The sequence below is a fragment of the Alkaliphilus sp. B6464 genome, from assembly GCF_018141165.1.
Taxonomy (GTDB): domain Bacteria; phylum Bacillota; class Clostridia; order Peptostreptococcales; family Natronincolaceae; genus Alkaliphilus_B.
This window is the reverse complement of sequence record NZ_CP058557.1, coordinates 3029564-3054186: the sequence shown is the minus strand read 5'-3', so window position 1 is coordinate 3054186 and position 24623 is coordinate 3029564. Positions and strand designations below refer to the sequence as shown.

The window sequence follows — 24623 nt, the reverse complement described above, 5'->3', positions numbered from 1 at the left end:
GAAAAAGTTAGGTATATGCTGGTTGAGGTGGAAATTCACTTTAACCAGATTTTTTTATTTTATTGTTATAATTCATACTTAGTTCACATTGGTATCTTATGATATAATAATAGTCAGTTTAGGATAAATAAAAAATGAAAATAAACAATTAATTATAAGGTTAAATTTATTAAAAGATTTGAGAAAAGGAGTCAATATAAAATGGAAATTACAAAAACTATAGATGTACAACAACTAAACGCATTTAAAATAGAATTAACTAGGTTTATGATGTCATATAAATTTGCACTAGATGAGTTGAATACTAAAATTGATATTTTAAAACAGGAATTTGAATATATTCATGATTATAATCCTATTGAACATGTTAAATCTCGAGTAAAATCCCCTGAAAGTATTTTGAAAAAAATTTATAGGAAAGGCTATGAACTTTCTTTACCTTCGATAAAATCACATATTAAAGATATTGCTGGCATTCGCATCACTTGTTCATTTATTTCCGATATATATAAATTAAGTGAAATGCTTCAAAATCAAAAAGATATAAAGCTGATTAACTGCAAGGATTATATAAAAAATCCTAAACCTAATGGATATCAAAGTTTACATTTAATTCTAGAGATCCCTATTTTTATGTCTGACAGAGAAGAACGCGTTTGTGTTGAAGTTCAAATCCGTACTATCGCTATGGACTTTTGGGCGAGTTTAGAACACAAAATTTATTATAAATATAATAAAAATGTTCCGGAGAAATTGATTAATGAACTTAAGGAGGCAGCAAATTCAGTATCCCAATTAGATAAGAAAATGGAGAATATTCATACAGAGATGAAGCAGTTTAAGGAATCAACTGATTTTCATGGTAATTTACAAGAATTGTTAATTAGCAACGAAAGATTTCATATTCCATATGAATTGCTAACACTGCGCTTTAATTGAGAAGAATGATTCATTAAAAGCTGTATAGTAAGGAGGATGATAAAAATGGGAGGAATTACAGGCTTAGTAAGACTTTTTATAATATTTTTTACTATAAGGATTTTTTTAAATAGTATATTTAGAAGGGTAATTATGAGAAAACAAGTGTATAATCAGAAAAACATCAATGATTTAGAGGACGCTAGAATATTTTCTAAGGAAAATATAAATGAAGATGCAGTTGATATGGTCTATGATCAGGTATGCGAATTATATTTACCTAAAGCAAAAGCTTATCAAGTTGTAGAAGAGGAAGAAACACAATATTTTTGTAGTTGGGAGTGTAGACAACATTATATTGAAGCTAGAAATACTAAAAATTAATGGAATTCTAGGGGTTAAGAGATAACATATTACAAAGGCAAATTATAAAAAGATGTGCTTCAAATTTAGAAGCACATCTTTTCTGTGTATATCTTTGGTGCCGTGGAAGGGAATCGAACCCCCACGATGTTGCCATCGGCAGATTTTGAGTCTGCTGCGTCTGCCAGTTCCGCCACCACGGCATATTCATTATAAAATTAATGTTAACATAGACAGATAGGCATGTCAATATTTTTTTTTATAAGGGGCAGTATGTGGCCGACATAATAGTAATGAGAGTATAGTAGATAAAAATTGCAGTATAACATAGCAAAAATAATTATTGGATATTTAGTTTTTTTCTGATATTGTTATGATGGAGAATTAAATAAAATTTTAAGGAACAAAATTCTTAAAAATTCGTCAAATATTAATAAGAGTATGGGAAGGGAGTGGAAACTTTGAGTTTAAAGGAGGCCTCCTTAATCGAACAATCAAAGGCAGGAGATATAGATAGTTTTGAGCAATTAATCGCCGCTCATCAAAAAAAAGCTTTTAATATTGCTTATCGTATACTTGGAAACTTAGAAGATGCCAATGATGTTACTCAAGAAGCCTTAATAAAGGCATATAAGGGAATTAGAAAGTTTAATGGTAAAAGTAGTTTTTCTACTTGGTTATACACTATTGTAAATAATGCATGTATAGATTTTATTCGTAAAAATAGGAAAACTAACGTAACTTATTTAGACAGAGAATATGAAACGGAAGAAGGGAGCTATAAGCTTCAGATGTATGGCAACGAGGAAACACCAGAGGAATTATTTGAGAAGAAAGAGGTACAAAAACTAGTTCATGAAGCAATTAATAAGCTAAGCTATGAACATAGAAGAATTATTGTTTTAAGAGATATCGAGCAGTTTTCATACCAAGAAATATCTCAAATACTAAATTGCTCAGAGGGGACTGTAAAATCTCGAATAAATAGAGCTAGAAGCAATTTAAAAATGTTGATTAAAGAAAAGTTAGATGATTGAAGGGAGTGATAATATGAACTGCGAAGATTTTGATTTATATGGGTCTGCTTATATAGATAATATGCTTTCAGAGCAAGAAAGATTAGAATTTGAAAATCACATTAATGAATGTGAATATTGTAATATTAGCTTGCAAAACTTAAAAATAATTGTTGAAAGTATTAATGAGCTTGAAGAGGTAGAACTTCCCAGAAATTTTTCTAGTGAATTAACGATAAAGCTGCAAGATGAGAAAAATTCTAAAAATAGAATGGTATTATTTAATAAAAAGAAATTATTAAGTGGTATTGTTGCAGGTCTATTAATCTTTATAGCTTCCCTATCTTTAATAAATAACTCTTTAATTAATAAAAATAAGGATATATTATATAGTGAAATAGAGGATGAACATATTAATGAAAAGAACACTAACTTTAAAATTGCATCTGAGGAACCTAAGGATGCAATTGACAATACAGAGAAAGAAACTACTATAAAGCCAAGTATAATGGCTATGGATAATGTAGATGAAAAGCGGGAAGGAATATCCGAAGAGAGTGCTAAACAAAACAAGGATAGCAGAATTTATAATGTAAAAGCGCCAGAAAATGAAGAAAGTTCTGTAGAAAATAGGAATTCTCAAAATCAACTAACTAAAAAGAGATTTAGCAAAACAATTAATCCATTTGCTATAGTATCTATAATTCTTAGTGCAGTAATTTTAATATATAAAATATGGAAAAAATAGATTTTTTAAAGCCCCACTAGTGTAATTATACTAGTGGGTATTCTTTTATAGTAAAGGGTGTATAATTCTTAAAAAGAAATTGATTTTACTAACTGACTAATAAATGCTAAAATATTGATAATATCTTAAGAAGGGAGTTAAGCCCATGCAAGAACGGTTAATAATTATTGACGGGAACAGTTTAATTAATAGGGCATTTTATGCTTTGCCACCTTTAACAACTAAAGAGGGGAATCACACTAATGCTATATATGGATTTGTAACTATGTTACTTAAAGTAATGGAAGACTATAAACCAGATTACATAGGAGTAGCCTTTGATAAAAAGGCCCCAACATTTAGACATAAAGAATTTACTGAATATAAAGCAGGTAGAAAGAAGATGCCACCAGAATTAGCAGAACAAATGGAACCATTGAAAGAAGTACTAGATGCTTTTAATATATATCGCATTGAGTTAGAAGGTTTTGAGGCTGATGATTTGATTGGTACATTAGCTAAGCATTGCGAAGAAAAAGGGTTTGAGAGCTTAATAGTAACTGGTGATAGGGATGCACTTCAGCTAACATCAGATTGCACCAAAGTACTCTTTACTAAGAAAGGAATATCTCAACTAGAGATATATGATGATAAAAAGGTAATGGAGGAATATGAGGTTACTCCTACACAATTCATAGATTTGAAAGGATTAATGGGAGATAAGTCGGACAATATACCAGGGGTTCCTGGAGTTGGAGAAAAGACTGCTATAAAGCTTCTTAAGCAGTTTGAAACTATTGAAAATTTAATACAAAATACAGAAGAAATTACAGCGACTAAATTGAGAGAAAAGATAGAAGTTAATCGTGAGCAAGCAATGCTAAGTAAGCGATTGGCTACTATTGTTACAAATGTACCTGTAGATATTAATTTAGACGATCTTAAAAAGAGAGGAGCAGACCATGAAAAGCTAATGGAGCTGTTTAGATCCTATGAATTTAATAGTCTTATTCCTCGCATAAAGAAAAATATAGAGCAATCAACTGATGAAAATGAAAATACATATAAATTAGAAAACACCACTAATCAAAATATTGTGGAGATTAAAGATATAGCTAGTTTGAAGACAATGTTGGATGAGGTAAAAAAACAAGGACAAATTGTTTTGAAAACAATTACGGAAGAACAAAACATTGTAACCGATAAAATTGTATCATTAGCGGTAACTACTAAAGGAGAAGTACTATATTATATAGATTTTAAAGATTTTAGCAAAGATGACCTTATTTATAATCTAAAGCAAGTTTTAGAGGATGATAGTATAAAAAAGATTGGTCATGACTTTAAAAAAGAGATTGTGCACTTCTATCCTTATAACATTAATATTTCTAACCTACATTTTGATACTATGATTGGTGAGTATTTAATTGATTCTGCAAGATCTAGCTATAGTTTGAAGGATCTAGCCATGGGGTACCTAGGAGAGGAAATTGTAGATGAAGAAAAAATAATAGGTAAAGGCAAAAATCAAATTTCGCTATGGGAGGCTCCAGGAGAAGAACTTAAGGAACTGTTATGTAGCTATGTTAGAGTAGTTGCAAACATTTCAAATACTATTAAAGAAAAGCTGAAAAATCTAGAATTGGAAAAGCTTTACTATGAAGTAGAATTGCCCCTAGTGGAAGTACTAGCTTTTATGGAATTTCAAGGAATTAAAGTAGATAAGAATATGTTGTTAGATTTAGAAATAGAATTTAAAGAAAAAATAGATCAATTAACCAGGGAAATTTATACTTTAGCAGATGTAGAATTTAATATAAATTCGCCAAAACAATTGGGGGAAATACTTTTTGAAAAGTTAGGATTACCACCTATAAAGAAGACGAAAACAGGGTATTCTACTAATGCAGATGTACTTGAAAAACTACACGATCAGCATGATATTATTCCTAAAATATCTGAGTATAGACAGGTTACTAAGCTGAAAACTACATATGTAGATGGGCTTCTTAATATTATAAATCCAGTAACGAAACGTATCCACTCTAGCTTTAATCAAACTGTGACAACTACAGGCAGGATTTCAAGTACAGAACCTAACCTTCAAAATATACCGGTAAGATTGGAAATGGGAAGAAGGCTACGTAAGGTATTCATTTCTGACGATGGATATAAATTTATTGATGCAGACTATTCTCAAATTGAGCTTAGAGTATTAGCACACATAGCAAATGATGAGAACTTGATTGATACATTTATAAAAAATCAAGATATACATACTAGAACAGCATCAGAAATATTTGAAGTACCTATGGAAGAAGTAACCCCTCTTATGAGAGGAGATGCAAAGGCGGTTAATTTTGGTATTGTTTATGGAATAAGTGACTTTGGACTATCTCAAAATTTAAATATACCGGTAAATAAGGCAAAAAAATATATAGAAAGCTATTTAGATAAATATCCTTCTGTAAGAAAGTATATGAAGGATATTGTTGAAGAAGGTAAAGAGAAGGGTTATGTAGTAACATTACTCCATAGAAGGAGATATTTGCCAGAGTTAAAATCATCTAATTTTAACATTCGTGGCTTCGGTGAACGAATAGCTATGAATACTCCTATACAAGGAAGTGCTGCGGATATTATAAAAATAGCTATGGTTACAGTATATAAAAGACTAAAAGAAGGAAATTATAAGGCTAAATTAATACTTCAAGTACATGACGAATTAATAATAGAGTGCCCTGAAAATGAGGTAGAAACAGTAACTAAAATTTTACAAGAATCTATGGAGAATGCAACTAAAATGGCTGTACCTTTAAAAGTAGATTTATCCTATGCTAATAACTGGTATGATGCAAAATAAGGGGCGAATTTCATGGTACGCATAATAGGTCTAACAGGAGGCATAGCAAGTGGTAAAAGTACAGTATCAAGTATATTAAGAGGACTAGGTGCTATTATTATTGATGCAGATGAGCTTGCTAGAAAGATAGTCGAGCAGGATAGACCTGCTCTAGCCGAGATCGAGAGGGTATTTGGAAAAGAAGTAATATTTGAAGATGGAAATTTAAATCGCAAAAAACTTGGTACTATTGTTTTTAATAACCAGTCTTTATTAAAAAAACTAAATGAAATTACACATCCATACATTATTAAGGAAATTATTGATGTGATAAATTGGTATAAAAAAACATCTACTAATCGTGTTATAATATTAGATGCGGCCTTATTAATTGAAATGGATTTAATATACTTAGTTGAAGAAGTGTGGTTGGTTTCTGTGCCAAAAGAAGTGCAGATTAATCGTCTAATACAAAGAGAAAATATTAGTGCAGATGATGCTGAAAAGCGGATTGATGCACAAATGCCTCTTGATGAAAAAAAACAATATGCCCACATAATTATAGACAATTCAAAGGACGTAGATTATTTAAAGGAACAAGTTGAACAAAATTGGAGTAGATTAATCGAATAATATTTTGGGGTGATTGTTACTTATGTTGATTTTTCGCAAAGGATGTTTAAAGTTTCTTATATTTATTATAATATTGATCGTGATAGCTATTGGGCTTCAAAATACCGAATGGGTTCTAAAGACAATTTACCCTATACATTATAGAGATTTGATCGAGAAATATGCTGAAGAATATGAAATAGATCCCTATTTAGTGGTGGCAATAATGAAAAACGAGAGTAAGTTTGATCCTAATGCAGTATCAAAGAAAGGTGCAAAGGGATTAATGCAAATAGCATCAGTTACAGGAGAGTGGGCATCTGAAAGGCTAAACATACCAAATTATTCCGAGGATATGCTTTTTGAGCCTGAAATAAATATTAGAATTGGTGTATGGTATTTACACGTGTTAGAAAATGAATTTGGTAATAATATTGAAGTAATGATAGCTGGATATAATGCAGGGAATGGAAATGTTAAGAAATGGCTAGATAATCCCGAATATAGCAAGGATGGTAAAACATTAGATAAAATTCCCTTTAATGAAACTAGGCATTATCAGAGAAAAGTTTTAAGAGATTATAGAATATATAACAAAATCTATAAATAATATGTGCTATTATTAATTAGCTCTATCATTAGAGGGGGATAAGAGTGAAAGGTTTAAAGTATATTAGTATTATTCTAATCATATTGTTAATGGTTACTGCTTGTAGTTCGAATGTTAATATAGAAGATGAAGTGGCAGAGTATGAGGTAGTAGAAGAACATGTACCTGCAGACGGAGGCACCTTGGTTTTATCTACTACTAGATTTAAAACATTAAATCCAATATTTAATAGAAACGAAGATTTATTTCAGATACAACATTTAATATATGAGAGCTTGGTTACATTTAGTGAAGATATGAGCATAGAGCCTTTATTAGCTGAAGGATGGGAATTTACTAATGGTGAATATGGACAAAGTATAGATTTTAAACTTAGAAGAGGAATTAAGTGGCATGATGGAGAAACTCTAACTGCAGACGATGTAATTTTTACCTTTAATTTAATAAAAGGCAACATAAAAGGGGTTAGTAAAGTCTCTATATATAAACAATCATTAGAGTATATAACAAATATAGTTAAAGTCGATGACAATACTGTTAGAGTTAATTTTTCTAAAAATATTGGTAATGGACTTGAAATGATGACATTTCCAATTTTACCTGAGCATATTTTTGAAGGGAATAAGGTTCAGCTTTTAAATCAAGACGATTTTAACATTGTGGGTACAGGAGCCTATGAGTTAAAAGAATATGAAAAAATGAGAAACATTTCCTTGGTTCGTAATGATAACTACTGGAAGAAAAAGCCCTATATAGACGAAATCAATGTTTTAATCGTTCCTGATGAAGAAGCTCAATTATCTTTATTTGAAAATGAAGGTATAGATTTTGTTAATCCTAAAGTGGTTGATTGGGGTAAATATGTAGATGAAAAAATTACAAACTCAGCAGAATTTATTACTCCTAATTATGAGTTTTTAGGTATTAATTTTAGAAAAAATATTTTACACGATCTAAATATAAGAAAAGGAATAGCTTACAGTATAGACCGAGAAAAAATTACTGGTAATATTTATTTAGGTCATAGTACAGTAGTAGATTTTCCAATTCTACCAAATTCTTGGCTCTATGATGATAGTAAAATCCAACTAGGATTTAATCCTAATTTAGCAGGTACATTTTTAGATGAGGCTGGATATATATTAGACGAGAATAATAATTTAAGAGTAAATGAAAAAGGTGATATAATTCAATTGAAATTAATTACTAATGCTAATAATTCTTTAAGAGAGCAGACGGCTCTTCTTATCCAGGAAGACCTAAAAAAAGTAGGAATACAGTTAGATGTTGAATTTTTAGAGTGGGAAGATTTTGAAAAACAAATGAATACAGGAAATTTTGATTTGCTTCTTGGTGGATGGGAATTATCCTACATTCCAGACATAACTTCGGCATTTCATTCCTCTAAAATAGGTAATACTAATTTTATTGCCTATAGTAACGAGAAGTTAGATAGCTTGTTGGATTCATATTTAGGTAATGGAGATTTGACATCTAAAAAGCAAAGGTTTAGTGAGATTGAAGAGCATCTTGTTACTGAACTACCATATATTAGTTTGTTTTTTAGAAATGGTGCTGTATTAGTAAATAATAAAATTAAAGGTGATCTTAAACCACAAAGTTACAATATTTTTGCTAATATAGAAGAGTGGTATATTAATGTAAAAGAATAACACCATAAAAAGCATAGGAGCCTTTAAATGGCTCCTTATATAACTATAGTATTAACCTGTGGTTAGGGAGGAGTACATAGCTGTTAGTAATAGCATATTGACACTAAAAACAAATAATATTATAATTAAAAAGTAATAATTTTGCGGATGTGGTGGAACGGCAGACACGCTATCTTGAGGGGGTAGTACTCGAATGGGTGTGCGGGTTCAAATCCCGCCATCCGCACCAAATCAAAACGTCAATATTGATACAATACTCACGAGCCGAAAAGTCCAGTAATACTGGGCTTTTCGGTTTTTTTAGGGATAAAATATGTCCGTTTCGAGAGGCTTTTTGAGTCTCTTTCGTGTAAAAGTACACACACACTTAAAAGTCCCGCTGCCAGTTGGTTTGATCCAGAAAGGCGGGCGGGATTTATTACTTTAGTTTTTAACAAAATTTAACACGCCTTCTTGACAACTTAAAAATAGTATAATAAAATATATTCGACAGACAGTCGGTCTATAAAAGGAGGATGTAAAAATGAGAATAGTAAAAGAAGCTGAAGAACGCAAAAATGAAATACTTGATGCGGTAGAGGAGCTTTTTGGTCAGAAGGGATTTGACGGCACAAGTACAAACGATATTCTCGAAAAGGTTGGAATTGCACGGGGAACGCTGTATTATCACTTTAAGTCGAAGGAGGATATTATGGACGCGCTGATTGAGCGGTATAATGTCCGTATTTTAGGTGCGGCGCAGGAAATTGCGGCAGACAAGAGCATACCTGTAAACGAGCGCCTTATCCGTGCTGTAATGGCACTGAACATAAGTAGCGGAAGCAGCGATGAAATTAAGGAACACATTCATAAGCCACAAAATGCGCTTATGCATCAGAAAATACAAAAGGTCATAATCAACGGCGTTACGCCGATATTAACGGGAATAATCCGCGAGGGCATCGAGCAGGGACTGTTCAGCACGCCGTTCCCATATGAGTGCGTGGAAATGGTTGTAGCATACGCAAATACTGTTTTTGATGATGATATGGTAGAGATGACAGATGAGGAGCGTGTTTCACGGATACAGGCGTTTGTTTTCAATACGGAAAGGCTGTTCGGCGCCGAAAGCGGAAGTCTTAACATTATGCAGATGTTCGGTAGCGGAAATGGAGGCAGCAATGAGTAATTCGGGAAAATCATTCGGAAAATTTCTTCTTCTGTGGTCGGGAGAGTTTGTTTCGGCAATAGGAAGCGGGTTTACATCATTCGGGCTTGGGGTATATGTTTTTGAGCAGACAGGAAAAGCGTCGGCAACTGCACTTGTAATGCTGCTTGCGTTTTTGCCATCGCTTCTTTTAAGTGCACCGGCGGGCGTGCTTGCAGATTATGTTTTCACCCCTTTGCTGCTGGATGGCGGAACGCTGGCTCACAGTGTGGGAAAGCTCATCGGTACAGGCAGCGGCAGAGGGGCAGGATTTCTTATCCTTATTGCTGGAATACTGTTATGTGTGACTTCGGTTATTCTGTATCACATAAAATCGGTGAGAAGGCTTGAAAACGGAGGTGACTTATGTATCGCAGAATAATCCAGGGTGACATTTTAAAAAGCAAAGTAATAACCGTGACAACAATGATATTTGTCGTTGTCGCGGCTTACGGCTTTTGCAGAGCAGAATAGTAATGTAGATGAATTTCAGGTGCTTGAATTTCTAAATGTTGAAGGTACGCAGATAGTAATTAACGGAAACTCCCTTGCAGGTACTGTTCAGGACAACGGCTTCTGCACGCAGAGTGAAAAGTTCGATTATCTCCTCGACCTTGACGGAAACATTATCAATGTATCCGATGGGGAGGTTTATGTCCCGATAAGTTATATGAAAGACGGCACCGCAAAGCCCGGCGACAGATCAGTAATATGTGGGAAGGAGTTTATCGTTGGGGGGTTCCTCCGTGATTCGCAGATGAATTCTACTCTAGCCGCGTCAAAGAGATTTCTTGTCAGTGAAAATGATTATGTCGAAATAAAGAATTTTGGAAATATAGAGTATCTGATCGAGTTCAGATTAAAAGATTTGTCGGTGCTTGGTGCATTTGAAACCGCATACACCTCCGCGGGACTAGAGTCGAACGGGCCGACGGTCACCTATCCGCTTTTCAAAACGATGAATGCGATTTCCGACGGACTTATGATTGCAGTTATCCTTTTTGTAAGCGTGCTTGTCGTTGCGATTGCGTTTCTATGCATACGCTTCACGCTTCTTGCAAAAATCGAGGACGATTACCGGGAAATAGGCGTTATGAAAGCAATAGGGTTGCGCGTTTCCCACATTAAAAAAATATACCTTGCAAAATACACGGCGATTGGGTTGGCTGGCTGTATTCTCGGATTTACACTTTCGTTTGTATTCAGAGGCGCGCTTCTTGAAAATATACGGCTTTATATGGGCGAAAGCGAAAATGCTTCTTTCGCTTTGATTTTCGGGATAATCGGCATACTACTTATATTCCTTGCAATTATTGCCTATGTAAGCAAAGTGCTGAAACGATTTCGGAAAATATCTGCCACGGAAGCAATGCGTTTTGGCACTTCGCAGGAAAAATCCGCCGGTGCAAAGAGTTTTGTTTTGAGCAAAAATAGGCTGTTTGACACAAATATTTTTCTCGGCATCAAAGATGTTCTTACAAGGAAAAGACTTTACGTAACAATGCTTGTGGTGCTTGTGATTTCGGCGTTTGTCATGATTGTTCCCCAGAATATGTATAATACTATTTCCTCAAAAGGCTTCATCACCTATATGGGAATTGGAAACTGCGATATGCGCATCGACATTCAGCAGACCGACAATATTTCCGAAAAAGCATCGGAAATTGTGGCAGCGATGGACAATGACAGTTCCTTTGCAAAGTACGCCGTGCTTACGACCAAAACATTCAGGGTGAAGATGCAGGATAGCTCAGAAGAAAGCATGAAAATTGAGCTGGGCAACCATTCAGTATTTCCTGTAACGTATTCCAAGGGCAGAGCGCCTACAGCGGAAGACGAAATTGCGCTATCAGTTATAAACGCAAATGAACTAGGCAAAAATGTTGGCGATGTTATTACACTGGTGACCCAAAGCAAGGAGAAAAATCTCACGGTATGCGGAATTTATTCCGATGTCACCAACGGCGGAAAAACCGCAAAAGCTGTTTTTACTGACGATTCGGCGAACATTATGTGGTGCGTGCTCGGTGCGGAGCTTGTAGATGAATCTCTGATTGATAGCAAGGCTTCGGAATATGCAGGCAAATTTGGTTTTGCAAAGGTTTCGAGCATTGATGAATATATCACTCAGATGTTCGGCACAACACTAAGCGCCATTAAAAAGGCTTCCTCTGCCGCAATTGCCGTCTCACTGATTATTACGTTACTGGTTACCCTATTGTTCATGAAAATGCTTGTAGCAAAGGACAGATATTCCATTACCGTAATGAAGGCCTTCGGTTTTACAAACTCGGATATTACTGCGCAGTATGTTTCACGTTCAGTATTCGTTTTAATTGTCGGAGTCATTTTTGGTACGTTTATGGCAAACACACTCGGAGAAATGCTTGCGGGCATGGCTATCTCATTTTTTGGAGCGATGTCGTTTAAATTTACTGTCAATCCGCTTTCAGCGTACATACTTTGTCCGCTGATGATGGTATGTTCAGTGCTTATCGCAACAATGATTGGTACATCGGGTGCGGGAAAAATAAAAATTTCTGAAAATATAAAGGAGTAGCTTATGAAGAAGATTATTATCAGTGAAAATATAGTGAAATCATTCGGCGAGGGCGATGAAAAGCGCAATGTTCTCGACGGAGTGTCCGTTGAAATAAACGAAGGGGAGTTTGTTGCGGTCATGGGATCTTCAGGCTCGGGAAAATCGACACTGATGTTTGCCCTGAGCGGAATGGACGGAGTTGATAGCGGAAAGGTTGTTTTTGACGGTAGGGATTTATCGGAACTCAAGGAAAATGAGCTTTCAGATATGCGCAGAAGAAAAATGGGATTTGTTTTTCAGCAGCCGACAATGCTTAAAAATCTAAATATTCTCGACAACATCATCCTTCCCACAATGCGGGACAACAGAAAAAACGCTACGAAAATTATTGAAAAAGCAAGAACGCTTATGAAAAACACGGACATTGCGGAACTGGAAAAACGTGATATTACACAGGTTTCGGGAGGACAGCTTCAGCGAGTGGGAATATGCCGCGCACTTATGAGCAATCCGAAAGTTATTTTCGGTGACGAGCCAACTGGCGCGCTTAACTCAAAATCTGCACAGGAGATTATGAGCATCTTTTCCGAAATCAACGGGGAAGGTACTACGGTTATGCTTGTAACTCATGATGCAAAGGTGGCGGCGTGGACAGAGCGTATTATGTTTATGCGCGACGGAAAAATCGTGAGCGAAATGCGACTTCCGAAATTCAGCGGTACAAATATTGACGACAGCAGGATGAAAAAAGTCACAGAGAAAATGCGGGAAATAGGAGTATAATTTATTGTTTCACCGTCAGATGGTTAGGCCTTTTTCGTCAAGGCTGTCCAGTAAGCTATCCAACTGCTTTCGTCTTGTATTTTTGGAAAGATTACCTTTTTTCAAAATGCACCCGCTTGGTTTTTCAAGGACAACGTATGATTGTATTGATATTAACGTCCTTAGACAGGGAAATTATGTAGACAGACACTATTGAGTACCTGTCTATTTTTATTTAGCTATTTAATTTTGAGAAACTAGAGTTACTTATAAGAATATGATAGTATAAAAATAAATATATTAAAAGTAAAGTTAAATAAATCTAAAAGTTGAAAGTATATATAGGTGATGTAAATGGATTATATAAAGAGTATTGTAGAAAAGCAAAGAGAACATTTTTATACTGGAGAAACAAAGGATATCAATTTTAGAATAAGTCAACTTAAACTTTTAAAAGAAGTAATCATAAAAAATGAAGAAAAATTATTAATTGCATTAAAAAATGATTTAAATAAATCAGCATTTGAAGCCTATGAGACTGAAATAGGTACAGTTTTAATGGAACTTAATTATACAATTAAAAGGTTACGGTCTTGGATTAAGCCTAAAAAAGTAAAGACACCTATTACTAGTTTTTCGTCTAAAAGCTATATTTATTCAGAGCCCTATGGAGTAGTTTTAATTATAGCTCCATGGAATTATCCATTTCAACTAGCAATATCTCCACTAATTGGTGCTATTGCTGCTGGAAATTGTTCTATAATAAAGCCTTCGGAGTATGCGACAAATACCTCTAATATAGTTAAGGAAATCATTAATAATAATTTTAAAGATAATTTTATTACAGTAATTGAAGGTGGAAGGGATACCAATATAAAGCTGCTACAACAGAACTTGGACTATATATTCTTTACAGGAAGTGTTTCTGTTGGTAAGGCTGTTATGGAGGAAGCTGCTAAAAATCTAACTCCCATAACCCTAGAACTCGGAGGAAAAAGCCCATGTATTGTCCATAGTGATGCGGACATCAAATTAGCAGCAAAAAAAATTGTATGGGGGAAATTTTTAAATGCTGGGCAAACCTGCGTTGCGCCAGATTATTTATTTGTACATAAGGATATAAAGCATAAATTGATTAGCTGTATTATAGATACAATTAAGTTGTTTTTTGGAGAGGAACCTAGGAAAAGTCTAGACTATGGCAGAATTATAAACCAAGAACATTTAGGTAGATTAGGAGAACTGCTAAAAGAAGGCAGTATTATTGTAGGTGGAGATATAGATAAAAATGAAAAGTATATTTCTCCTACCATAATGGAAAATATAAATTGGGACAATCATATTATGAAGGAAGAAATATTTGGCCCTATTTTGCCAATACTAGAATATAGTTCATTAAATGAGGTTATTACTAGTATTAGAAATCATGGGAAACCACTGGCTCTTTATTTATTTACTAAATGTAAGGGGGTTGAAAGAGAAGTATTAGAAAAGCTTTCATTTGGTGGTGGATGTGTAAATGATACTATAATGCATCTAACTTCTCCACATCTCCCATTTGGTGGTGTGGGATCTAGTGGTATGGGATCTTATCATGGAAAAGCTAGTTTCGATACTTTTAGTCATAAAAAGAGTATTTTAAAAAGCAGTTCTTATCTTGATATAAAGTTAAAATATCCTCCTTATGGAAATAAAATTAAATTATTACGCAATATTATTAAGTAGCAATAGGGAGAAAGACTTAAATATAGGTATTATAATTTGTGTCCTATGGACAGTTTAATGAATACACTGAGTATATATTCTGGAAGGAGGACGTTTCATGGGAAATAAGGGACATATTAAAAGGTTATTACCAGGTGGAAATACATCTGTTGGATTTTATTCATATTTTAAATATATTATAAATCCAAGTGAAGCAAGAAAAATTTATTATTTTAAAGGTGGTCCTGGTGTAGGAAAGTCTTATATGATGAAAAAAATCGGGTATGAGTTAGTTGATAGAGGAATAGATGTAGAGTTTCACCACTGTTCTGCTGAGCCAGAATCTATTGATGCTATTGTTATACCAAGTATAAAAGTAGTTTTATTAGATGCTACATCTCCTCATATGGATGATCCAAAATACCCTGGAGTTACTGGAACAATAGTTAATCTAGGTGAATTTATAAATGAAGAAGCTATAAGAAAACATAAGGATAGTGTTGTAGAAGCTACAGACGATAATAAAAACATCTATGTTAGAGTATACAAGTATTTGGCAGCAGCAAAATTAATACATGATGATATTGAATGGATCAATAGCTATGCTATGGATTTTAATAAAGTTAATAAAGAGACTATTAAATTAATAAAAAAATATTTAGTAGATATTGAAGATAGAAATAGAATAGGTAAAGAGCGACACCTTTTTGGAAGTGCCTACACATTAAAAGGTAAATTAGATTTTGCAGAAACATTTATTGGTATAGTAGAAGGAATTGTTTATATAAAAGGTGCAGATGGGACAGGTAAATCTACATTATTAGAAAAGTTATCAACTACAGCTATAATGAAGGGATATGATGTAGAGATTTATCACGAACCATTAGTGCCTCAAAAAATAGAATCTATCGTTATTCCAGAGCTTGATTTAGCCTTTACTACAAATAGTAAGTTTAAGGATAACCAAACAGTAGATTTAGATGAATATATTAATGATGAAAAAATAAAAAAATATGGAGAAGAATTAGAGTATAGTAACAAAGTATTTAATCAACTATTAAATGATGTTTTTTCTAATTTAGGTAAAACTAATGGAGTTCATGATAGAATGGAAAAATATTATGTGCCTAATGTTTTACATGAAGGTCTAAATGAAGTGAGAGAAAAAATATTAGGAGAAATAATTGATATAGCTGAAGAAGGATAAAGTAAAATAAGAGAAGGGATATTATCCTTTCTTGTTTTACTTTGTATATATTTAAATTGACCTCTAAGTAAGTTGTATGATAAAAATTTTAAACATGGGTATATATGAAATATAGTGCAATTCTATACTTATATAACTTAAAATAAAAGGAAAGAATAATTAAGAGACTTGAGTGTATATGAAATATTTTAGTTTACTAAAGCCATAGAATAAATAGAAAAAAATTTAGAAAATGAAATATAATTTTACATTAATGATTAAAACATATATAATAGTTCAGTATGATAACTTTATTTAGGAGAGATATAATGAAAGAAATACAATTTGAAGATTTAAACATTAAGAAAGAAATTTTAAAGGGGATTCTAGAGCTAGGCTATGAAGTTCCAACGCCTATACAGGCGCAGGCTATTCCAAAGCTTTATGATGGAGAAGATATTATTGGACAAGCTCAAACTGGGACAGGAAAAACAGCTGCCTTTGGTATTCCAATGCTTGAAAAAATTAATCCTCAACAAAAAACACCACAAATATTAATTTTAGCACCGACAAGAGAACTTTCAATGCAGGTTGCGGATGAAATAAGAAAGTTTTCTAAATATTTAAGCGGATCAAAATCCCTTGCTATATATGGAGGACAACCTATCGATAGACAGATTAAAGCATTAAAACAGGGAGTTCAAGTTGTTGTAGGAACACCTGGAAGATTATTAGATCATATTAGAAGAAAAACTCTAAGACTTGATCAAGTTACTGGAGTAGTATTAGATGAAGCAGATCAAATGCTAGATATGGGATTTTTAGATGATATAGAAGCAATACTTCAAGAAACTCCAGAAACAAGACAAACAGTAATGTTTTCTGCTACAATGCCAAAAGAAATAGAACAAATTGCAAGAAAATATATGAAAAATCCTAAAAAGGTAAAGGTAGTTCACAAAGAGCTTACCGTACCTAAAATTTCTCAATATTACTTCGAAGTTAGACCACATGAGAAACTAGATGCATTATGTAGAATATTAGATATGGAAAACTCTGAGCTTGGAATTATATTCTGCAGAACTAAAAAAGGTGTGGATGAACTAGTAGAGAGTCTTCAAAGCAGAGGACATTCCGTAGAAGGTATTCATGGAGACTTAAAACAAAGCCAGAGAGATAGAGTTATGAAGAAATTTAGAGATGGCACTCTTGATCTTTTAATTGCAACAGATGTTGCAGCAAGAGGAATAGATGTAGATGATATTGATTTAGTTATTAACTATGATATTCCTGAAGACTTTGAATATTATGTACACCGTATTGGTCGTACTGGTAGAGCGGGAAGAGAAGGTCTTGCATATACACTAGTTACTGGAAAGCAAATACGAACATTAAAAGCTTTAGAAGCTTATATTAAAGGAAAAATAAAAAGAAAACCGATCCCAACTATCAATGATATAGTAGAAAAGAAAAAAGAGTTGATTGGTAAAGAGATTATTGGAAATATCGAAAAAGGTGGTCTTTCAGAATATGCTAACTTAGTTGAAGAACTATCTGAAGACTATAATTCTATCGATGTAGCTGCTGCTTTATTAAAAATGATAATGAGTCAAAATGAGACAGACGCATTTGAAACAGCTAAGAATATTACAGAAAGAAAAACTAGAGTTGAGGGCAATATGGTTAGAATGTTTGTTAATATTGGTAAAAAACATGGAGCCAAGCCAGGAGATATATTAGGAGCAATTAGCGGCGAAAGTGGAATAAGTGGAGATCTTGTTGGGGTAATAGATATGTACGACAAGTTTACATTCGTTGAAGTGCCTGAGCAAATTGCAGATAGAGTATTAGAATCTATGAATAGAAATAGAATTAAGGGCAGAAAAATAAATATGGAGCCAGCTAACAAGAAATAAATTTAAAACTAATTTTTAAATTCATCTAGCTACATTAAAGAGAATTCTTTTCATTTTAAAAGAATTCTCTTTGTTATAAAATAAAGTACAGATATATATTTAATCGACAAGAGTACTTTCTAACAATTTACTAAACTTTGATTTCGGTAAATATATTAGTTCTTTGTTAGCCGTGGATATTTTATAGTATGGATTTGTTATACCAAATAACCATTCACGCATATTTTCCATGTCTTCTAATATAGCTACATTAGATATAAAGATATCTTTAGTCAGTTCACCTATAATAAATGTATTATACTGATCACTCCAATAATAGGATCTGACATACGATTTTTCCTCTTTTAGCAAAAAATCGTTTTTTTGAGGTGTATTCTTAGATTGAGTATTATATTTTTTAAAAGAAGTAATAGTATTTATTTTTACTGGGTTTGTATAGTCAAAGTCAATTTCTGTTTCTTCTACTACCATGGTCCAGTTTGTATCTGGAGCTTCAAGGTTAATCCAATTTTCTTTGAAAACCTCCTCATAAAATAGAGTTTTTTCTAACACAAGACTAAAACTAGATTCTTTATAATCATAAATTTGTATAAAGCTTTCACGGAAGAAGGCACCTAATCTCTCATCTACTATTTGATAAATAACTATAAGATCTTTATTTTCTGTAGGATGCTTTATTAATTTTATATTTTCAATAGGAGCTAAATTTTCTATTTTATTATAAAATATATATTTATCCTCAATTTCATTAAATATAACGGTTACTCCTAAGTCTTTAGATAGATTTAGTGATACTATAAGCTGCTGTGACGTATTAGGAATTAAATTACCATAATATATTTCTATATCAATGTAATCCAAAAAATCTATCCACTTATCGTAGTTTATAATATCTAAAATAGATATAATAATTTTTTTTTCTATATCGTCCTTTATAGGAGTATCATCCTCGTGGAGCGCTTTAATTAAAGACTTATCAATAGTATATGTAGGAGAAGCATACATTCTAAAAGTGCTTATGGCTTTGGGAGATTGAAAAAAATTATAGGTTAGGAAAAATAATATAGATATTAAGCAAAAACTAAGAACAAATTTAATTTTCCTCATCGAATCACCTCTATAAATTATATGTTTATATACAAGGTTAATGAGTAAATTGAATAAAAATAATAAAGTATGTTTATTAACATATATCATGTTTAAAAAGCAATAATATAATATATAAATATAGTGCGAGAGGAGGCTAATTATTTGGAAAAACTTAAAGCTAGGAATGGATTAGCCTATAGTGTAAATCTTATGTTTTTAGTACCTATGAGTACAGATGAGTTTCAAAAATTTAATACATTGTTTGGAAATCTAGTAAACTTTGTTGAAAAGATAAACGATGAAGGTATTATTGTATATTTTACTTTAAACATTAATGAAGAATTGAGTAAATTGGGTGAGTTTAAAGATGTTCCAAGTAAAACAGAAATTAAAAACTATATACCCCTTATTAAAGATAGCGAAGTTTTTTTAAATAGTGATATTAATTTTTTAATTAAGACAATTGGGTTGTATATAATAAAGGAGGACTTTAATAAAAATTTAGATATTTCTCTAATTAAATATTTAGAGGAAAAAATAAAAAAGTCAATAGACAACCCATATATACAAATAAGAAATCTAAAAATTATTCCTTAAATAAAATAAGACTTAGCACTAGAAATAATCTAAACGCTAAGTCTTTTAATCATTCTGGAATATATACAACATTTAGTAATTATATAATTTAGAAAGTATAATCAAAGCCTATACTATCCCAATCATATTCATCAGCCAGCTTGTTTGGTTCGATAGAAGAATCTTCACCAAATAAAATTATAGTTATGCTTATACGAACAATAATATCCGCTATATTCTCCCAATCATTTTCGGATAAACGATTTAAATCATATCCTTTGGAAAATTCTACACCATGGACTACATCAAATGGCTGTTCTAAGTTAATATTATCTCTTAGATAGTCCTCAAATGTGTATTCATCCATTGCTATATGGTTTATATTTACAAAATATAAATACTCATCATAGTAATTATATTTAATATTATTATATATTAAATCTTTATCCCTTAATGCCAATGCTTTGATTCCATCATTAATTTCATGAAACCAAATAGGATGAGTTATGGATTGGTCTGAATATTTTTTTTTCTTTTTCTGTGTAATATATTCGTTTAATGATATAACTTTTGACAAAGTAATCCTCCTAACAGCTTAAAATATCATCTTAAACTATAATACACGTTTAAAGTTTTTTTGACAACATAATAAGTAAATAAAAATGTTTTTTATTAAATCAGATTATTCCATTAAAATATTTAGCAGGAAGTTTGTTATTAATATTGAATTATATATTATTAATTTAAACATATTCAAGAAGGAGGTTTTCATATTGATTCCATTACCACTATATAATATGTCGTATTTAACTAATAAGCATAAGTATATGTCAAAGATAGAATTGCCTAAAAAAGTTAGTGAGAAAAGTCGCATTGTTTCAAAAGGAACTCTTAATATATTTGAAGGAAAAAACTTAGAAAAATTTGTACAAATGACAATTAAAGGCTTAAATATATATCATTATGATTTTGGTATAGCTTATCCAGCTAATTCAGCCACTTACCCAGTTTTCTTATATCAGATTATTTCTGCTCCTAAGCGAGTTCTTGTTGTAGTAAACTATGCATTTCATAAAAAAGATGAAACAGATAGAATAAAAGATTTTGATAATTTATTACAATTAGATTTAGAACATTCTGATATGCTAATTAAAACCTTTCAGCCACAGGATTTTTTAGTAGACGATGTTATTCCTAATACTTTTAATGGTTTAGTTAGAACTACAGAAATAGATAAAGCCTATGAAAGGGTATTTAATTTATTTGAGAATTGGTATGAAGGTATAGAATTAAATATTGAATCAAAAAAAGAAGATGCAGCTGATTATAATCAATGGCTATCTAATTTCAAAGATAAATTTTACAGACAAGACTATGGTTTTACAGCTGCAAAAAAGTTTTTAGGTGAAAAATGGGCTAAGGAAGTTTTTGAAAACTATCTTTTTTGTTAGATGGAACTTGATTAGACCAAATTTCTATGCCATCGCTCAATAGAATAACAGTCCCTTGAAGATCTGTACGGTAAATAAATGCACTAGCTTCTTCTAAACGTTTTATAACTTCCCTATGGGGGTGCCCATAGGGGTTATCGTTTCCAAGTGAAATAAGTGCAATTTCAGGGTTAACATAGTCTAAAAACTGCTTAGAAGTTGAAGTGTTACTTCCATGATGACCTACATTTAATACATTAGCTCTTAAGACTGCTTTATCATATGTATTAATTAAGTCAATTTCTGCTTCTTCCTCTATGTCTCCAGTAAATAAAAAGGACTTATCCATGTAGTCTAGCCTAAAAACTATACTCCATAGGTTTAAATTATCCCCGTAGTCTTTTATTGGGCCTAAAAAATGTAATTTAATATTTTCATCAAATTCAACAAGTTTATTTTGTTGTGGTGTGCTAATGGTAAGTCCTTTAGACTCAATAGTAGTAAGTAATTTTTCAAAGGTTGCACTGGTGTGGAGCTTTTTAGGCATAATAATTTTTTCTACTTCGAAATTTTTGATAATTTCTGATAATCCCCCTATATGATCAGAGTGGGGATGTGTACCTATAATCAAATCAATTTTATTTATTCGATTTTTGGTCAAGTAGGCTTTTACCCTTCTCCCTTCAGATTGTTCACCCGCATCTATTAAAATTGTTTTATTATTAGGTGTAATTATTAAAATACTCTCCCCTTGACCCACATCAATCATATGAATGGAGAGAACACCAGACAATGATTTCTCACAAGCGGTTAACGTGAAGAAAACTACAAATAATAGTAAAATGAGTAGGCTAGTAAACTTAAGTTTATTAGTAGATTTCATCGCAAGGGCTCCTTTCTTCTTTTAGTAAATTTAAAGTATACTTAGTACCCATACTATCATAATACACAATTATGCCAATGCTGGAAACAGTGTACTGTTATTTGTTATATAAGCAGGAAAAAAGATAGCAATATAGAAGTAGCCTTTAAAGAAATAACTTCGAAAATAGAGGTGATTAAATGGATTTCTATGTTCTAGCTAAATGTGTTGATTCTGAAAAAGGAGATATTATTATTGATTTATCAGGTAAGGTAATTAAAATATACAAAGCTCTTTATCAGTTGAAGGAAGATCAAGAATATCAAATAAATGAAGATGTACTAACAGCTACAAATTACTTCCAGTGGGATGTAATTAAAAGCTATGAACTTGCTTTCGGCAGAGGGCAAAATATTAATAAAAATGGATTTCGCTTTTTATCTATTAAGGAAAGAGATAGTGTTAGAATTGATAACAATGGATTACTTTATATAAACAATCTTTTTTGGGGAAAGTTTGTAAATAAAAAAGAAGTAGATCTTTTTCAAAGCGAAGGTGTTCAAAAATTTAAATTTAAATTGGAGTCTTCAAAAAAAGAAGGTATTAAATTATTAGTTAAAGGAAAGAAGATATATCGTATTTTTACTAGGAGTAAATTAAAAAGTTTACAGGAGGATCTTTTATACGGACAAAATCTTTTGGAATTAATAGAAGAGAAGCCTATTGTCGATGTAAAAAAGCAGATAGATAGGATTGAAACTGACTTAAAGCAGGCAAAGGACTTGATACTAAGAGCTATTGACACATTGACAGAAATAAAAAGAAATTAGACAATTATGCTCACGCTTTGTTTATAGATTAACTTCATTCTTATATAGGTTAACAAATTGTATTAAGTATAGTAAAATATAAAATGAGCATTGATTGATCCTGAAAGTGGTGATAGGAATGAAGTTGAATATATTCTTTGCAAGTAATATAGAGAGAATTGAATTTTTAAATAAACAATTAAATATTAAACAAATAAATAATATTGACAATCAAATTTTATTTTCTGAAATAGATGGATTGGATAGTTTAAAATTTAAAAATAACTTTGGAAAAATTCCAGGATATTGGATAGAAACAGATTTTAGTAAAACTAAAAGTGGCAAGGAGTTATATGCTCGTTTAATAAGTATAGTTCCTGCTGATAAACGAAATAACAATGTTTTTTATCCTATAACGAATGATTTATCTCTAAGAGAACTACATATTGGTTGGACAAATAAATATAATTTTTCTATAAAAGATTCATGTAAAGATAAATGGAGCTTGTTTTTTAAAGAGTTGAAAAGTCATATGAAATATGAACGTATGGATATTGTGTTTTCAGGATTAAATTTAGCACTAAAATATAACCCATTTTTTTTAAAAAAGTATAGAAGGTATTATTTATTCGAAGAATTAGCCTACTACTATGAAGAAGAAGGAAACTTAACGAAAGCAATTAAATGTTTACGGTTACAAGGTATGTTGAATCCAAAATCAATAGAACCCTATTTAAATATGAGCAGTTTTTATATTATCAATGGTTTAGAGGAAGATGCTATTCAAGTATGTAAAGAAGGTTTGAAGAAAAGTCCACAAGATCAATATTTAATAAGTAATCTGATTATTGCACTTAGTAATATAGGAAACCATAGTTTTGCTCTTATATTTCTAAGAAAAGCATTAGAAAATGACAATGAAAACAAATTACTCTGGAAACTAATGGGCAATATATATTATGAAATTGAGAACAACAAAGATGCCATTAAATGTTATAAAATGGCATTAAGTATAAAACAAGGTAATGATGAGGACGTGCCTGGTTTTTATGCTGACCTATATAGTGCTATTGGAGCTTGTTATTCCGAGGAAGAAAAATATGATGATGCGGTTAAATATTATAAGAAGGTATTAATCTATAATAGGAATGATACATATACACTTCTGAGTCTTTCTCAAATCTATTTCTACTACTTAAAGGATATGGAGATTGCTTTTAAATATACTAAATTACTGGTAGATCAAGTTCCAGATAGTGGGTTTGGCCAATATCAATTAGGGCTTATATATTTTGATCAGGGGAACTTAGAAAAATCTAGATGGCACCTATACAAGGCTCGTCGTTTAATGCCTAATTATGGACCTGTCCACGATGCCATTGATATACTAAAAAAAAGTAGCGATTTAGCTAAGTATTAAATTTAATTTAATATATTTTTTCAATAAGGTAAAAATAATAAGGATCCCATTAATAATAATTTGAAGAGAGGTGGAGATCCTTTGTTAAATAGAATATTAGATAGGAGAGTAAGAAAAGATAAAGGATATGATTTATATTTAGAGATACCTGAAAGTGAGTATTTTAACTTCTATGAAGATGTTACAGAAGATGATGCACATAATATTTTAGATTTATTTTTAGAGTATCATCATGATGATGGAAGGCCACAAAATGTAAAGATTAACTATGATAAAAATAATAATAGTATTAATATACGGGCAGATTTAAACTATGAAGCAAATGATCATACAGATCCTAGAATTATACCTGACTATTTAAGGTAAAAAATATAATTCTT

General features: G+C 31.7%; 24 protein-coding genes and 2 tRNA genes. 21 read left to right on the top strand and 5 right to left on the bottom strand.

Annotation, left to right across the window (positions count from 1 at the left end; translation table 11 throughout):
* The first annotated feature begins 201 nt into the window (after positions 1–201).
* Both HYG84_RS15535 and HYG84_RS15530 read left to right on the top strand, forming a co-directional pair.
* Positions 202–939 (top strand): GTP pyrophosphokinase, encoded by a 738-nt coding sequence (locus HYG84_RS15535; RefSeq protein ID WP_212378808.1) that lies wholly within the window; start codon positions 202–204, stop codon positions 937–939.
* Positions 940–984: 45 nt separating this feature from the next.
* Complete coding sequence (locus tag HYG84_RS15530) at positions 985–1302, top strand: hypothetical protein (RefSeq protein WP_212378807.1); 318 nt, start codon at positions 985–987, stop codon at positions 1300–1302.
* A 95-nt stretch (positions 1303–1397) separates the two neighbouring features.
* Here the strand turns inward: HYG84_RS15530 and HYG84_RS15525 are convergent.
* A tRNA-Leu gene (locus HYG84_RS15525) sits at positions 1398–1484 on the bottom strand.
* A 249-nt stretch (positions 1485–1733) separates the two neighbouring features.
* On the opposite strand from HYG84_RS15525, the gene HYG84_RS15520 reads away from it, so the two are divergent.
* From HYG84_RS15520 to HYG84_RS15470, 11 genes are all read left to right on the top strand, one after another.
* Complete coding sequence (locus HYG84_RS15520; RefSeq protein WP_249168647.1) at positions 1734–2318, top strand: RNA polymerase sigma factor; 585 nt, start codon at positions 1734–1736, stop codon at positions 2316–2318.
* Positions 2311–3045, top strand: a complete 735-nt coding sequence (locus HYG84_RS15515; protein WP_212378803.1) for an anti-sigma factor family protein — start codon at positions 2311–2313, stop codon at positions 3043–3045. The genes HYG84_RS15520 and HYG84_RS15515 overlap by 8 nt, the downstream gene beginning before the upstream one ends.
* A 145-nt stretch (positions 3046–3190) precedes the next feature.
* Entirely contained in the window at positions 3191–5887 is a 2697-nt protein-coding gene (gene polA, locus HYG84_RS15510; protein WP_212378801.1) for a DNA polymerase I, read from the top strand.
* Between the two features lie 12 nt (positions 5888–5899).
* Positions 5900–6499 carry a dephospho-CoA kinase gene (gene coaE / locus HYG84_RS15505; protein WP_212378799.1) on the top strand — a complete coding sequence of 200 codons (600 nt, stop codon included), beginning with the start codon at positions 5900–5902 and terminating at the stop codon, positions 6497–6499.
* Between the two features lie 79 nt (positions 6500–6578).
* Positions 6579–7088, top strand: a complete 510-nt coding sequence (locus tag HYG84_RS15500; RefSeq protein WP_330655635.1) for a lytic transglycosylase domain-containing protein — start codon at positions 6579–6581, stop codon at positions 7086–7088.
* A gap of 44 nt (positions 7089–7132) precedes the next feature.
* The gene (locus HYG84_RS15495; protein WP_212378796.1) at positions 7133–8761 is read left to right on the top strand and encodes a peptide ABC transporter substrate-binding protein; all 1629 of its coding nucleotides are present in this window, start codon (positions 7133–7135) and stop codon (positions 8759–8761) included.
* 143 nt (positions 8762–8904) lie between these two features.
* A tRNA-Leu gene (locus tag HYG84_RS15490) sits at positions 8905–8990 on the top strand.
* A 294-nt stretch (positions 8991–9284) separates the two neighbouring features.
* On the top strand, positions 9285–9929 hold the full coding sequence (locus HYG84_RS15485) for a TetR/AcrR family transcriptional regulator (RefSeq protein WP_212378794.1): 645 nt from the start codon (positions 9285–9287) through the stop codon (positions 9927–9929).
* On the top strand, positions 9922–10329 hold the full coding sequence (locus tag HYG84_RS20435; RefSeq protein WP_249168646.1) for a hypothetical protein: 408 nt from the start codon (positions 9922–9924) through the stop codon (positions 10327–10329). The genes HYG84_RS15485 and HYG84_RS20435 overlap by 8 nt, the downstream gene beginning before the upstream one ends.
* A gap of 111 nt (positions 10330–10440) precedes the next feature.
* Positions 10441–12507 (top strand): ABC transporter permease, encoded by a 2067-nt coding sequence (locus tag HYG84_RS15475; protein ID WP_330655500.1) that lies wholly within the window; start codon positions 10441–10443, stop codon positions 12505–12507.
* Positions 12508–12510: 3 nt separating this feature from the next.
* The gene (locus tag HYG84_RS15470) at positions 12511–13272 is read left to right on the top strand and encodes an ABC transporter ATP-binding protein (RefSeq protein ID WP_212378792.1); all 762 of its coding nucleotides are present in this window, start codon (positions 12511–12513) and stop codon (positions 13270–13272) included.
* Positions 13273–13287: 15 nt separating this feature from the next.
* Here the strand turns inward: HYG84_RS15470 and HYG84_RS20905 are convergent, their stop codons facing one another.
* Positions 13288–13335, bottom strand: a complete 48-nt coding sequence (locus tag HYG84_RS20905) for a hypothetical protein (protein ID WP_442860814.1) — start codon at positions 13333–13335, stop codon at positions 13288–13290.
* Positions 13336–13605: 270 nt separating this feature from the next.
* On the opposite strand from HYG84_RS20905, the gene HYG84_RS15460 reads away from it, so the two are divergent.
* The 3 genes from HYG84_RS15460 (at position 13606) to HYG84_RS15450 (ending at position 18057) form a co-directional block, all read left to right on the top strand.
* Positions 13606–14976, top strand: coding sequence for an aldehyde dehydrogenase (locus HYG84_RS15460; RefSeq protein ID WP_212378788.1), 1371 nt, complete (start codon positions 13606–13608; stop codon positions 14974–14976).
* 97 nt (positions 14977–15073) lie between these two features.
* Positions 15074–16162, top strand: coding sequence for an ATPase (locus tag HYG84_RS15455; protein ID WP_212378786.1), 1089 nt, complete (start codon positions 15074–15076; stop codon positions 16160–16162).
* Positions 16163–16470: 308 nt separating this feature from the next.
* Positions 16471–18057, top strand: coding sequence for a DEAD/DEAH box helicase (locus HYG84_RS15450; protein ID WP_212378784.1), 1587 nt, complete (start codon positions 16471–16473; stop codon positions 18055–18057).
* A gap of 99 nt (positions 18058–18156) precedes the next feature.
* On the opposite strand, the gene HYG84_RS15445 is transcribed toward HYG84_RS15450, so the two are convergent.
* Positions 18157–19164: a hypothetical protein gene (locus tag HYG84_RS15445; RefSeq protein ID WP_212378782.1), complete on the bottom strand. Its 1008-nt coding sequence runs from the start codon at positions 19162–19164 to the stop codon at positions 18157–18159.
* A gap of 144 nt (positions 19165–19308) precedes the next feature.
* On the opposite strand from HYG84_RS15445, the gene HYG84_RS15440 reads away from it, so the two are divergent.
* Entirely contained in the window at positions 19309–19743 is a 435-nt protein-coding gene (locus HYG84_RS15440; protein ID WP_212378780.1) for a hypothetical protein, read from the top strand.
* A gap of 88 nt (positions 19744–19831) precedes the next feature.
* Here HYG84_RS15440 and HYG84_RS15435 read toward each other — a convergent pair whose 3' ends face one another.
* The gene (locus HYG84_RS15435) at positions 19832–20299 is read right to left on the bottom strand and encodes a hypothetical protein (RefSeq protein WP_212378778.1); all 468 of its coding nucleotides are present in this window, start codon (positions 20297–20299) and stop codon (positions 19832–19834) included.
* Between the two features lie 196 nt (positions 20300–20495).
* On the opposite strand from HYG84_RS15435, the gene HYG84_RS15430 reads away from it, so the two are divergent.
* On the top strand, positions 20496–21173 hold the full coding sequence (locus HYG84_RS15430) for a hypothetical protein (RefSeq protein ID WP_212378776.1): 678 nt from the start codon (positions 20496–20498) through the stop codon (positions 21171–21173).
* Here HYG84_RS15430 and HYG84_RS15425 read toward each other — a convergent pair.
* On the bottom strand, positions 21139–22035 hold the full coding sequence (locus tag HYG84_RS15425; protein WP_212378774.1) for a ComEC/Rec2 family competence protein: 897 nt from the start codon (positions 22033–22035) through the stop codon (positions 21139–21141). The two genes, HYG84_RS15430 and HYG84_RS15425, sit on opposite strands and share 35 nt — an antisense overlap.
* Before the next feature lie 179 nt (positions 22036–22214).
* Here HYG84_RS15425 and HYG84_RS15420 point away from each other — a divergent pair, with 179 nt between their 5' ends.
* From HYG84_RS15420 to HYG84_RS15410, 3 genes are all read left to right on the top strand, one after another.
* Positions 22215–22844, top strand: coding sequence for a hypothetical protein (locus tag HYG84_RS15420; protein ID WP_212378772.1), 630 nt, complete (start codon positions 22215–22217; stop codon positions 22842–22844).
* A 118-nt stretch (positions 22845–22962) separates the two neighbouring features.
* Positions 22963–24243, top strand: coding sequence for a tetratricopeptide repeat protein (locus HYG84_RS15415; RefSeq protein WP_212378770.1), 1281 nt, complete (start codon positions 22963–22965; stop codon positions 24241–24243).
* Positions 24244–24324: 81 nt separating this feature from the next.
* Entirely contained in the window at positions 24325–24609 is a 285-nt protein-coding gene (locus tag HYG84_RS15410; RefSeq protein ID WP_212378768.1) for a hypothetical protein, read from the top strand.
* The last annotated feature ends 14 nt before the right edge of the window (positions 24610–24623 follow it).

Coding starts and splice junctions, on each gene's coding strand:
- HYG84_RS15535 (WP_212378808.1), top strand. CDS start 202: ATGGAAATTACAAAAACTATAGATGTACAACAACTAAACGCATTTAAA.
- HYG84_RS15530 (WP_212378807.1), top strand. CDS start 985: ATGGGAGGAATTACAGGCTTAGTAAGACTTTTTATAATATTTTTTACT.
- HYG84_RS15515 (WP_212378803.1), top strand. CDS start 2,311: ATGATTGAAGGGAGTGATAATATGAACTGCGAAGATTTTGATTTATAT.
- polA (WP_212378801.1), top strand. CDS start 3,191: ATGCAAGAACGGTTAATAATTATTGACGGGAACAGTTTAATTAATAGG.
- coaE (WP_212378799.1), top strand. CDS start 5,900: ATGGTACGCATAATAGGTCTAACAGGAGGCATAGCAAGTGGTAAAAGT.
- HYG84_RS15485 (WP_212378794.1), top strand. CDS start 9,285: ATGAGAATAGTAAAAGAAGCTGAAGAACGCAAAAATGAAATACTTGAT.
- HYG84_RS20435 (WP_249168646.1), top strand. CDS start 9,922: ATGAGTAATTCGGGAAAATCATTCGGAAAATTTCTTCTTCTGTGGTCG.
- HYG84_RS15470 (WP_212378792.1), top strand. CDS start 12,511: ATGAAGAAGATTATTATCAGTGAAAATATAGTGAAATCATTCGGCGAG.
- HYG84_RS15460 (WP_212378788.1), top strand. CDS start 13,606: ATGGATTATATAAAGAGTATTGTAGAAAAGCAAAGAGAACATTTTTAT.
- HYG84_RS15455 (WP_212378786.1), top strand. CDS start 15,074: ATGGGAAATAAGGGACATATTAAAAGGTTATTACCAGGTGGAAATACA.
- HYG84_RS15450 (WP_212378784.1), top strand. CDS start 16,471: ATGAAAGAAATACAATTTGAAGATTTAAACATTAAGAAAGAAATTTTA.
- HYG84_RS15445 (WP_212378782.1), bottom strand. CDS start 19,164: ATGAGGAAAATTAAATTTGTTCTTAGTTTTTGCTTAATATCTATATTA.
- HYG84_RS15425 (WP_212378774.1), bottom strand. CDS start 22,035: ATGAAATCTACTAATAAACTTAAGTTTACTAGCCTACTCATTTTACTA.
- HYG84_RS15420 (WP_212378772.1), top strand. CDS start 22,215: ATGGATTTCTATGTTCTAGCTAAATGTGTTGATTCTGAAAAAGGAGAT.
- HYG84_RS15415 (WP_212378770.1), top strand. CDS start 22,963: ATGAAGTTGAATATATTCTTTGCAAGTAATATAGAGAGAATTGAATTT.